Source organism: Bacillus sp. FJAT-50079, from assembly GCF_018343515.1.
Classification (GTDB): domain Bacteria; phylum Bacillota; class Bacilli; order Bacillales; family Bacillaceae_C; genus Lederbergia.
This window is the reverse complement of record NZ_JAGYPD010000004.1, coordinates 557,588-568,370: the sequence shown is the minus strand read 5'-3', so window position 1 is coordinate 568,370 and position 10,783 is coordinate 557,588. Positions and strand designations below refer to the sequence as shown.

At 40.5% G+C, this 10,783-nt stretch carries 12 protein-coding genes; 3 read left to right on the top strand and 9 right to left on the bottom strand.

Annotated features, from left to right (window positions below; all coding sequences use genetic code 11):
• Window positions 1-261: 261 nt before the first annotated feature.
• Genes KHA95_RS13635 through KHA95_RS13625 form a run of 3 tightly spaced genes read right to left on the bottom strand, consistent with a single transcriptional unit; the run spans window position 262 to window position 2,312 of the window.
• The gene (locus KHA95_RS13635) at window positions 262-678 is read right to left on the bottom strand and encodes a Fur family transcriptional regulator (RefSeq protein ID WP_213138052.1); all 417 of its coding nucleotides are present in this window, start codon (window positions 676-678) and stop codon (window positions 262-264) included.
• Window positions 679-687: 9 nt separating this feature from the next.
• Entirely contained in the window at window positions 688-1,539 is an 852-nt protein-coding gene (locus KHA95_RS13630; protein ID WP_213138051.1) for a metal ABC transporter permease, read from the bottom strand.
• A 17-nt stretch (window positions 1,540-1,556) separates the two neighbouring features.
• The gene (locus KHA95_RS13625; RefSeq protein ID WP_213138050.1) at window positions 1,557-2,312 is read right to left on the bottom strand and encodes a metal ABC transporter ATP-binding protein; all 756 of its coding nucleotides are present in this window, start codon (window positions 2,310-2,312) and stop codon (window positions 1,557-1,559) included.
• Between the two features lie 199 nt (window positions 2,313-2,511).
• On the opposite strand from KHA95_RS13625, the gene KHA95_RS13620 reads away from it, so the two are divergent.
• A complete protein-coding gene (locus KHA95_RS13620) occupies window positions 2,512-2,766 on the top strand; it encodes a DUF2624 domain-containing protein (protein WP_213138049.1) in 255 nt (84 codons plus the stop codon).
• A gap of 111 nt (window positions 2,767-2,877) precedes the next feature.
• Here KHA95_RS13620 and KHA95_RS13615 read toward each other — a convergent pair whose 3' ends face one another.
• Complete coding sequence (locus KHA95_RS13615; protein ID WP_213138048.1) at window positions 2,878-3,780, bottom strand: deoxyribonuclease IV; 903 nt, start codon at window positions 3,778-3,780, stop codon at window positions 2,878-2,880.
• A 21-nt stretch (window positions 3,781-3,801) separates the two neighbouring features.
• A complete protein-coding gene (locus KHA95_RS13610) occupies window positions 3,802-5,124 on the bottom strand; it encodes a DEAD/DEAH box helicase (RefSeq protein WP_213138047.1) in 1,323 nt (440 codons plus the stop codon).
• Between the two features lie 168 nt (window positions 5,125-5,292).
• Here KHA95_RS13610 and vrrA point away from each other — a divergent pair, with 168 nt between their 5' ends.
• Together vrrA and KHA95_RS13600 are read left to right on the top strand one after the other, a co-directional pair.
• Window positions 5,293-5,817, top strand: a complete 525-nt coding sequence (vrrA, locus tag KHA95_RS13605) for a VrrA/YqfQ family protein (protein ID WP_213138046.1) — start codon at window positions 5,293-5,295, stop codon at window positions 5,815-5,817.
• Window positions 5,818-5,931: 114 nt separating this feature from the next.
• Complete coding sequence (locus KHA95_RS13600) at window positions 5,932-6,885, top strand: 4-hydroxy-3-methylbut-2-enyl diphosphate reductase (protein WP_213138045.1); 954 nt, start codon at window positions 5,932-5,934, stop codon at window positions 6,883-6,885.
• Between the two features lie 319 nt (window positions 6,886-7,204).
• Here KHA95_RS13600 and KHA95_RS13595 read toward each other — a convergent pair whose 3' ends face one another.
• From KHA95_RS13595 to KHA95_RS13580, 4 genes are all read right to left on the bottom strand, one after another.
• Entirely contained in the window at window positions 7,205-8,323 is a 1,119-nt protein-coding gene (locus KHA95_RS13595) for a Nif3-like dinuclear metal center hexameric protein (RefSeq protein ID WP_213138044.1), read from the bottom strand.
• Window positions 8,320-9,024: a tRNA (adenine(22)-N(1))-methyltransferase gene (locus tag KHA95_RS13590; protein WP_213138043.1), complete on the bottom strand. Its 705-nt coding sequence runs from the start codon at window positions 9,022-9,024 to the stop codon at window positions 8,320-8,322. The genes KHA95_RS13595 and KHA95_RS13590 overlap by 4 nt, the downstream gene beginning before the upstream one ends.
• A 64-nt stretch (window positions 9,025-9,088) precedes the next feature.
• Window positions 9,089-9,442 carry a cytochrome c550 gene (gene cccA, locus KHA95_RS13585; RefSeq protein ID WP_213138042.1) on the bottom strand — a complete coding sequence of 118 codons (354 nt, stop codon included), beginning with the start codon at window positions 9,440-9,442 and terminating at the stop codon, window positions 9,089-9,091.
• A 184-nt stretch (window positions 9,443-9,626) separates the two neighbouring features.
• A complete protein-coding gene (locus KHA95_RS13580) occupies window positions 9,627-10,769 on the bottom strand; it encodes an acyl-CoA dehydrogenase family protein (RefSeq protein WP_213138041.1) in 1,143 nt (380 codons plus the stop codon).
• Window positions 10,770-10,783: the final 14 nt, after the last annotated feature.

Sequence of the window (10,783 nt, the reverse complement as noted above, 5' to 3'; positions counted from 1 at the left end):
TCAGCTTTGGCTTAGAAATATCAGCTTTGGCTTAGAAATATCAGCTTTGGCTTAGAAATATCAGCTTTGGCTTAGAAATCTCAGCTTTGGCTTAGAAATATCAGCTTTGGCTTAGAAATCTCAGCTTTGGCTTAGAAATCTCAGCTTTGGCTTAGAAATATCAGCTTTGGCTTAGAACAGCCCTGATAAATTCCTACTCTCAGCATTAGAAAAAGCAAGGAAGCGGCCGGATCATTCGGCTTCTTCCTTGCTTTTTAAGTTTTAGGCACTTTTACAGTTTGGGCATTTCCCATATATTTCAAATTTGTGATCTGCAACTTCATATTCTTGCAAATCCTCTGTCACAAAATTCATTGGGCATGCCTCGATCGCTTTCGTTCCCCCACAATCTAAGCAAATAAAATGATGATGATGATCATGTGAAGTACAAGTATAACGAAAATGCTTCTCACCGTCTAGATCTGTCGTCTCAAGAATACCAAGCTCATGAAACAATGATAAATTCCGATAAATCGTATCAAAGCTTAGTCCCGGAAACGAAGACTGCATAACCGTTAATACATCCTTGGCTGTTAAATAACGGTTATTTTCCGCAAACACTTCCAGCATTTGCTCCCTTTGGCCTGTCACCTTATAACCATTTTCCTTCACTGTTTGAATCGCTTCAGTAATATGCATTTTTTCACCTCAATTTACCGCGATTGAGCGATTGCTCCGAATTTTTTTATAAGTGATCACACCGATTAAGATGGCGATCGATAACATCACGATCGTTCCTCCAGGCGCAAGATCTAAATAATAAGCACTGATAAGCCCACCGATGACTGAGATTTCTCCAAAGAGAATCGAGAAGAAAATCGTTTGTTTAAATCCTTGCGCAATTCTCATGCTTGCTGCAACAGGAAGAGTCATCAAAGCTGATACTAATAAAATTCCTACAATTCTCATTGAAGCAGCAATGACCAAAGCAATCATTACCATGAATAGAAAATGAATGCTTTTTGCAGGGATGCCTGAAGCCTTTGCATGCTCCTCATCAAATGACAAAAGAAATAACTCTTTATAAAGAATCAAAACCGTGATAAAGACAAATAGACTAATCGCTAAAATGACATATAAATCTAATCTGCTAACCGCACTTACACTACCAAATAAATAATTTAATAAATCACTATTAAATCCATCCGCTAACGAAATAAAAATAACCCCTATTCCAATCCCTCCAGATAAAATGATTGGAATCGCCAGCTCTTGATAATGTTTATAAACAACCCTTAACCGCTCGATAAAAATCGAACCTAACACGGAGAACCCCATTCCAAAATATAGTGGATTCATCCCAGCGAATAAAAGTGTTTTTTTACTTAAAAATAAGCTTGCCGCAATGCCCGATAAAGTGACATGGCTTAATGCATCGGCAATGAGCGATAGCCTTCTCACAACGATAAATGTACCAAGCAATGGAGCAATAAACCCAATTAGAATACCGGTCATAAACGTATTGCGCAAAAATTCATATTGAAAGATAGCTGTGATCATAAAATTTATTTCCACCTTTAATGAGCATGTGACAATACATGAACATCATGATGATAGATCGATGATAATTGATCAGCATCAAGCTGCTCAAATTCATTTGTCTCACCATGAAAATGCAAATGCTTATTTAAACATGCAACATGTGTCACTTTATTTGTAATCGTCCCAATATCATGTGTAACTAAAAGCAATGTGATGCCAAGAGCCTTATTTAACACATCAAGCATATCATAAAATGCTTTTACATTTTTCGCATCGACACCAACGGTCGGTTCGTCAAGAATTAAAACATCTGGCTGAGAAACGATCGCCCGCGCGATAAATACGCGTTGTTGCTGACCGCCAGAAAGCTCGCCAATGTTTCGATTAATAAATGCTCCCATTCCAACCGAATCAATCGCGCTTAAAATTTCTTTTTTACGCGCCTTTCCAATAAAGCGAAACAGCCCTACTTTACCTGTTAACCCACTCGCAACAACTTCGTATACTGTTGCGGGAAAGCCACTATTAAACGAATTGGCCTTTTGCGAAACAAAACCAATTCGATTCCACTCTTTAAATTTCCCCTGTGGCTGACCAAATAAGGTTACTTCCCCTTCCTGGGGTTTTAACAAACCGAGAATTAATTTAAGCAACGTCGACTTTCCAGATCCATTCGGACCGACAAGCCCAAGAAAAGCCCCTTTTGGAACCGTTAGATTGATATGTTCAAGTACATTGTCACGATCATATCGAAAACTAACATCCCTCACTTCAATAATTGCATCATTCATAAAAAACATCCTTTGTTAAATACATTCAAAAGGTTCCAGTAAGATAACAACCAATTACTGGACTTTTTGAATATCCTTTATAATTAAGAATCATTACGATTTATAAAAATTATACAGTGACTGGGCAAATAAAACAAGTAAAAGTATTTGTCACATTTAAAGCTTTTCATACATACATTTTGTTGAGGAGTGATGCTACATGCAATTAATTAAAAACATGGTAAATTTAAAGGTAAATAGCATTACGGCAGAGGATTTATTAAAATATTCGGGGCAATTTAACATTAAAGTCACAAGGCCACAAGCGGAAAAAATCGCGGCGTACTTACGTGGAAAAAACTTCGATATTTTCGATGACAGAACTCGGTCACAAATCGTTAGAGAGGTCGCCAAAATCGCAGGACCGGAAACGGCAAAAGAAATCAATAAGCTCTTTTTACAATTTACTTCATAAGAACACCCATTTTTACCTGCTTTTGTTTTAAGAACATTGCACGACATTCCTAGGTTGCTGCGGCTTGGGAAATAATGAGAGCCATCTTTTCAATGGCTCTCACATTTATTTTTAATTCGTAACACCCTCAAGAATCTGATCTTTTAAGTTCTCATTGAACAATTTATTTCTAATCATTTCAATTTCATGCTTATATGGTGCTTTTTTATTTTTTTTATCCTCACCAACAAATGGTGTTTCAAGAATTTTTGGTACATCCATTAATTGAGGATGATGAACGATATAGCTTAAAGCGTCGAAGCCGATATGACCGTAGCCAATATTTTCATGGCGGTCTTTTCCAGCGCCGCGCTCGTTTTTACTATCGTTAATATGAAGCACTTTAAGGCGATCGATCCCGATGATACGATCAAATTGTTCAAGCACACCATCAAAATCTTCGACAATATTGTAGCCTGCATCATGTGTATGGCATGTATCAAAACAAATGGATAGCTTCTCATTATGTGTAACTCCGTCAATAATCGCTGCTAATTCTTCAAAGGAACGCCCACATTCCGAGCCCTTTCCAGCCATCGTTTCAAGCGCAATTTGAACATTTTGATCCGCCGTTAATACTTCATTTAATCCCTCAACAATTTTTTTAATTCCAGCCTCTGCCCCAGCACCAACATGTGCCCCTGGATGGAGGACAATTTGCTGTGAACCTAATGCTGCAGTTCTTTCAATCTCTGATTGTAAAAAATTCACACCCAATTCAAATGTAGCCGGATTTGTCGTGTTTCCTATATTAATAATATACGGTGCATGTACGATAAATTCAGCAATCCCATTTTCTTTCATATGGGCTAATCCGGCTTCAATGTTTAACTCCTCAATTGGCTTCCTACGCGTGTTTTGTGGAGCACCTGTGTATACCATAAAAGTGTTAGCTCCATATGAAAGAGCTTCTTCACTCGATGCTAAGAGCATTTTCTTTCCGCTCATTGAAACATGCGATCCAATTTTTAGCATGATCCATTCCCCTTTCGATCGTTATTTCTGTTGATTTGTTCGTTGATTAAGCCTGCGCTCACGTTTTTTGATTTGTTCAATTTGTTCCCGCATCTTCTTCTTATAGCCCGGCTTTACCCTCGTTGGCTTTTTCACATATGTTCTTGCGCGCATTTCAAGCTCATGATCTGTCTTGCGCCGTTTTTTACGACGGTTTCGATCGTTTGCTTCAACCCATTCTCCATTTTGTAAATCAAGGTTTGTAAATTCGATTCCGATTTTTTCTAAGCGAACGAGCGCATCTTCGTCTACCTGTTGATAAATCGTGACAGCAAGCCCTTTATTCCCAGCCCTTGCTGTTCGTCCTGTCCGATGAATATAAAAATCCAAATCCCGCGGCAATTCATAGTTGATTATATGACTAATGCCTTCGATATCAATCCCACGTGCAGCTAAATCAGTTGCGACAATGTATTGGTATTCTAAATCGCGAATTTGCTTCATTACACGTTTGCGCTCTCGCGGTGTTAAATCACCGTGAATTCTTGCAACCTTTAAACCTTTTTCAATCAAATCATCCGCGACTTGATCAGCCATTTGCTTCGTATTCACAAATACAATTGCTAAGTACGGATTATAGGTGACAAGCATTTCTTTTAAAAACGCTGTTTTCTCTCTGCCTCGCAGTGGAACGAGAATATGATCGATGTTTTCAGCCGTCATTTGCTGCGGCTGCACTTGTTCAAATAGCGGATTTTCCATATATTTCTTTAAAAACGGCTTTAGTTTTTCGGGAATGGTTGCTGAAAATACGAAGATTCGTAGTTCCTTCGGCATTTTCCCAGCAATTTGATCGACATCATGAAGAAAGCCCATATCAAGCATAAGATCCGCCTCATCGACAACGAGCATTGTTGCAGTATGAACAAAAAGGGCCTGTTCACGAATAAGATCATTAATTCTTCCTGGCGTACCAACGATAATATGTGGCTGCTGTCTTAATTTATCGATCGATTTTTGCTTATCTGTACCACCGATAAAACAACGCGCAGAAATAGTCTCCTGCTCCTCATGTTTAGTGATTTTCAATATTTCCTGATAGATTTGATTGGCAAGCTCTCTAGTAGGCGCAGTAATCACCGCTTGTACTTGTTGTACATCCGGGTTGATTGAATGCAAAATAGGAAGTAGAAAAGCATGCGTCTTCCCTGTCCCTGTTTGCGATTGTCCAATCGCACTTTCTCCCTTCAAAATTGCCGGGATCATCTTCTGTTGAATTTCAGTTGGTTCATGAAAACCTAGTTCTTCAATTGCTTTATTAATAAACGGCTTTAATTGAAAAGCTTGAAAAGTATGTTCAGCCATCACTTTCACTCCTTTAATAGGGAAACTCCCTCAGTCCTCTATTATAAACGATCTGGATTACATGTACAAACTTGCTTTCTTTTACCCCATACTTACGGCGTTTATCCTAAACTTTTCATTGGTCTTTTGCATATTGTAGCTATATAAAAGGTGAAAGGAGGAGATTGTATGCAAAGAAACCCTTTTGGGCCGAACCATGGGCGAATGATGAGGCCGCCACCAAGAATGTCAAGAGGCCCACAACTTTTTAGAAACGGGCCGCCACTTCAAAATGGGCAGGGCGGCGGACGGAATTTACTTTCTGCTTTGTTTCAACGCCAAGGTTCACAGGCAGGCAACATTGCTTCGGGATTTTCTCGAGCAACCGAGGGAACTTCCCTACTTCAAGGCTTAGCCAGCCCACAAAAAATCGGTTCTTTTCTAAACCAAACTCAGCAAGTAATTAAGACAGCCCAGCAGTTCGGGCCAATGGTTCAGCAATATGGTCCGCTAGTAAAAAACTTACCGGCAATGTGGAAAATTTATCGTGGCTTAAAAAATGTCGATACAGATCCTACTCCTGAAATTGATGATGTACAAAATGAACCGACACAGGATGCCGAAATCTCAAGTGAACAATCAGAAAACGAATCCGTTGCCAAACCTCGCCGAACAAGAAGCGGAGAGTCTGTTCCCAAACTATATATATCCTGACCGATTCCGTTCGAATTCTCGTATCTGTTTGGCTTTTCACTATAATTTATATATAATATAATTATGAGTTCAATAGATTGCAGGATTTTAAAGCCTTGCGTCAGGAGGATTTGAATGAAAATAATTAAGATTTCCCCTCGTGGCTATTGCTATGGAGTCGTTGATGCGATGGTTATAGCCCGAAATGCGGCACTAGATAAAACATTGCCTCGTCCCATTTATATTTTGGGAATGATTGTTCATAATAAACATGTTACAGATGCCTTTGCTGAAGATGGCATTATTACGTTAGATGGTCCAAACCGCAAAGAAATTCTCGAAAAGGTGAATTGCGGAACGGTCATTTTCACTGCTCATGGTGTTTCACCAGAAGTTCGGGAGCTCGCTAAGAAAAAAGGGCTAACGGCGATTGATGCAACATGTCCTGACGTTACGACGACGCATGATTTAATTCGTCAAAAAGAAAGAGAAGGATATGATGTAATCTATATTGGAAAAAAAGGACACCCGGAGCCTGAAGGGGCTGTTGGGGTTGCCCCACATATTGTTCATCTCATCGAAACGCTTGAAGATGTTGAGCTGCTTGATGTCAAGAATAATAAAATTATTGTCACGAATCAAACGACGATGAGCCAATGGGATGTCGAAACAATTATGAAGAAGGTACAGGAAAAGTATCCACAAGCTGAAAAGCATGAGGAAATATGCTTAGCCACTCAAGTTCGTCAAGAAGCAGTTGCAAATCAAGCAGGTGAGGCGGACGTACTTATCGTTGTTGGTGACCCAATGAGTAATAACTCCAATCGCTTAACCCAAGTATCAGAGGAAATTGCTCATACGACAGCATATCGTGTTGCCGACGTATCTGAAATTGATATTGAATGGATTAAAGGGGCCCAAACTGTTGCCGTCACGGCAGGTGCTTCAACACCAACACCGATTGTTCGTGAGGTAATCGCATTCCTTGAACAATTCGATCCACTTAACGAATCGACATGGGTACGCGAGAATAAAGTTCCGATGAGCAAAATATTACCGAAAGTAAGAAAACCAAAACTAGCGAAATAATAAAAAGGGGCTGTACAGAAAGCAGGTGAGAACTGGCTTTCTGTAATAGCCCTTTTTATGTATGGAGATATAAAGAAAGATATCATCAACAAAAAATTCGAACGATGTCACCGATCTGTTGCTTTCCGTTCCGGCGCGCGCTTTCCGCGGGCATGGCTTGAGTCTCCTCAGTCGCTGCGCGCCTTGCGGGGTCTCAAGGTTCATGTCATTCCCGCAGGAGTCGGCGGCTGCACTGCAAGCAACAACCAGCAAGCGGCTAGAGTGCTGGTATTCCCTTCAGGTCAAATTTAACTTTAATAAGCGACTTTTTCCCCTTAACTTATAAATAGATAAACGGATCTGTATTTGGTGCTGACGGGCTAATCGTAACATCGTAGCCTTTTTCCCCACATTTCGTTTGCAATATAGCACTTACGCCTTGCTTCATGATTTTTTCAACATGGTGGCCTGGGTCAACCATGTTCAATCCGGCATTAAGTGCATCGTGTGCAGTATGATAATAAATATCCCCTGTTACGTACACGTCTGCCCCTTTGAATTTTGCATGACCATAATATTTATTGCCATCCCCGCCGAGAACTGCGACTTTTTTCACTTTATCTTGCAAATTACCTATGACCCGGACCCCACCGGAATCTAAAGCCTCTTTGGCGAATAAAGCAAATGCTTCGAGCGTCATTTCTTGCTCTAATTCGCCGATTCTGCCGAGTCCGAGTTCTTCCCCCTTCATATCTAATGAATACAAATCATAAGCAGGCTCTTCATATGGGTGTGCCTTCAATATCGCCGCCACAACTTTTCTTTCCAAATGATCGGGATAAATCGTCTCTATTTTAACTTCACTTACTTCTTCCAGTTTACCCGCTTTACCAATATGAGGGTTTGTATTCTCACCAGGGAGAAAGCGTCCTACCCCATTTGTCGTAAACGAGCAATGGCTGTATTCGCCAATTGCACCTGCACCAGCCTCTCCTAACGCTTGTAGTATATCCTTTGCATTTGCTTCTGGGACATAGACAACTAGCTTCTTTAACTTTTCTTCATACGTCGGAACAAGAACAGATACATTGTTTAATTGTAAGGCATTTGCTAACATATCATTTACTCCGCCATTGGCGACATCCAAATTCGTATGGGCAGCATAGACGGCAATATCATGCTTAATAAGCATTTCAACGATTCTTCCCGCAAACTGATCTGTTGTAATCTTTTTTAACGGACGAAAAATAAGCGGATGATGGGCAATGATCAGATCGACATTTTTTTCTATTGCTTCGAGCACGACTTCCTCTGAAACATCTAAGGCGATTAATACATGTTCAACCGGTTTGTTCAATGTCCCAATTTGCAAGCCAATTGGATCACCGTCTAGTGCATATTTTTTAGGAGAAAACTCCTCAAACAATTGGATCACTTCGTATCCATTGATTTTCTTCATTTTAATGCCTCCCGAACAATAGAAATTTTTTCGATTAATTCTTTTTTTCGTTCTGCATTTTGGGGATTTTCTTCCGCCTTTTTTAAACTGTTCACAATGTTTTCCCACTGTGCTAGTTCACGACTCCATTTGTCGATGAACGCTTGATTTTTTTCTTTTAATAAAAAGGGCCCTAATAAAAGTTCTGTCATCATATTTGTATATGGCTTATGAGCATCCCCTTTATCAGCGACGACGATTTCATAATACTTACCGTCTTCTTTCAAGATTTCTTCTGCAACAAGTTGCCAATCATTGGCAAGCAGCCAGTTGCGAATTTGATGTGCAGCGATATTCGGCTGCAAAATAAGCCGTTTGACTCCGTAAAGCTTCTCTTTGCCAGCTTCTAATATATCTGTAATTAATGCGCCGCCCATGCCGGCAATGATGACACAATCGACTTCTCCAGGTTCAATTACAGCCAACCCATTCCCTTTACGAACGTCAATTTGTTTTGTTAATCCTGACAGCTCTACTTGCTTTTTCGCTGCCTGAAACGGTCCTTCCACAACTTCGCCAGCAATTGCAGAAGCAGCAATGCCCTGCTTCACGCTATTGCATGGCAAATACGCGTGATCTGAACCAATATCCGCAATACGCGATCCTTTCAGTATGTATGACACGACCGTTTCCAAGCGTTTTGATAATTTATCTACATTCACGTTTTTCACCTCATATACAAAGATAAAAAAGTTCTTTGCCAAATGCAAAGAACTTTTTATCTGGTTATTTCAGTTCAGCAATCCAAGCAGCCAATTCTTCTACATTATCTGCTGGAACTAAGTTTGGAGGCATTCCTCCGTCTGTACCATGGATCAGAATATCAGCGATTTCATCTGGGGAAAGACCTGTCCCATGAAGTGATGGTGCCGATCCACCTTCAAGATTTTCTCCGTGACACATCACACATGATTTGTTGGCAAATGCCTCCGGTTCAAATTCAACCATTTCTTCTTCAACGCCATCCCGTTCTTTAGCGAGCTGCTTTGAATCTCCAACTCCTTTGATCGACAGAAAAAAGATGAGACCAAGCCCTAAGACCATAATTAAAATATACGGAACGATTGGATTTCGGTTCATGACTTACCCTCCTTATGTAGTGACCATGTGTAAAAAGTAATTAATGCAAACATCTACATTTTACTCGAAAACAGTCAGAAGGGAAAGCCTTACACATGAAGATTCGCTTTTTTTTCGGTTTTTTGACATAAAGTGATCCTTCTTGAAAGCTTTTTCAAATTTTCAGGGAGGATCTAAAAAACAGTTATTGACAACCAATTTCCCGTGCGATTATCATTCGTTGCACTTCTGATGTTCCTTCGCCAATTTCAAGCAGCTTCGCATCGCGCATCATTCTTTCCACTTCGTATTCTTTCATATATCCATATCCGCCGTGAATTTGGACAGCTTCAGATGTGATTTCCATACAAACCTCTGATGCATATAATTTACAGATCGAAGCCGCTTTTGCATAAGGCTTCCCTTGATCCTTTAACCACGCCGCTTTGTATACCATTGTTCGTGCCAATTCAATTTTCATTGCCATATCAGCAAGCTTAAATTGTATCGCTTGAAATTGGGATAGGCGCTTTCCAAACTGTTGTCGTCCTCTTGCATAGCTGAGTGCCTTCTCAAACGCTCCTTGAGCGATTCCTACGGCCATGGCACCAATTCCAATCCTACCACCATCCAACGTCTGCAAAAACTGTTTAAAGCCCTCTCCTTCCCTTCCAAGCAAATGGTCTCTGCTCACTTTTACATTTTCCAAAACGAGCTCCGTCGTATTCGAGGCATGAAGGCCCATTTTTTCATATTTGTCGATGATTTGAAAACCTGCGGTCGTTGTTGGAACGATGATTGCGCTAATCTCCTTCTCCCCATTGCGATCACTTGTAATTGCTGTGAGTGCAAGAAACTTCGCATAAGAGGCATTCGTAATAAAACATTTATTGCCATTAATAATATAGTCATCTCCAGAAATGGTTGCGGTCGTTTTTGTTCCCCCCGCATCAGACCCGGCATTGGGCTCTGTCAATCCAAACGCTCCAAGACTTTCTCCCAAACAAATAGGTACTAAATATTGTTCTTTTTGAGCCTTCGTACCAAACAAATGAATTGGGGCGCCACCTAGTGAAATATGGGCAGAATACGTAATGCCCGTAGAGCCGCATACTTTGCTTAATTCCTCTGTTACAATTGCAAAACTTACCGTATCTGCGCCTGCCCCGCCATATTCTTCTGGAAACGGAAGGCCCATCATCCCTAACTCCCCAAGCTGCTTGCAAATATGAAGAGGGAAGGTGTGGTTGCGATCCCTCTCGATTGCACCAGGAGCAACCTCTTCCTTTGCAAACTCGCGAATCGTCTTTCGGATTAATTCTTGTTCACTCGTTAATGAAAAATCCATGCTCTAAACCTCCA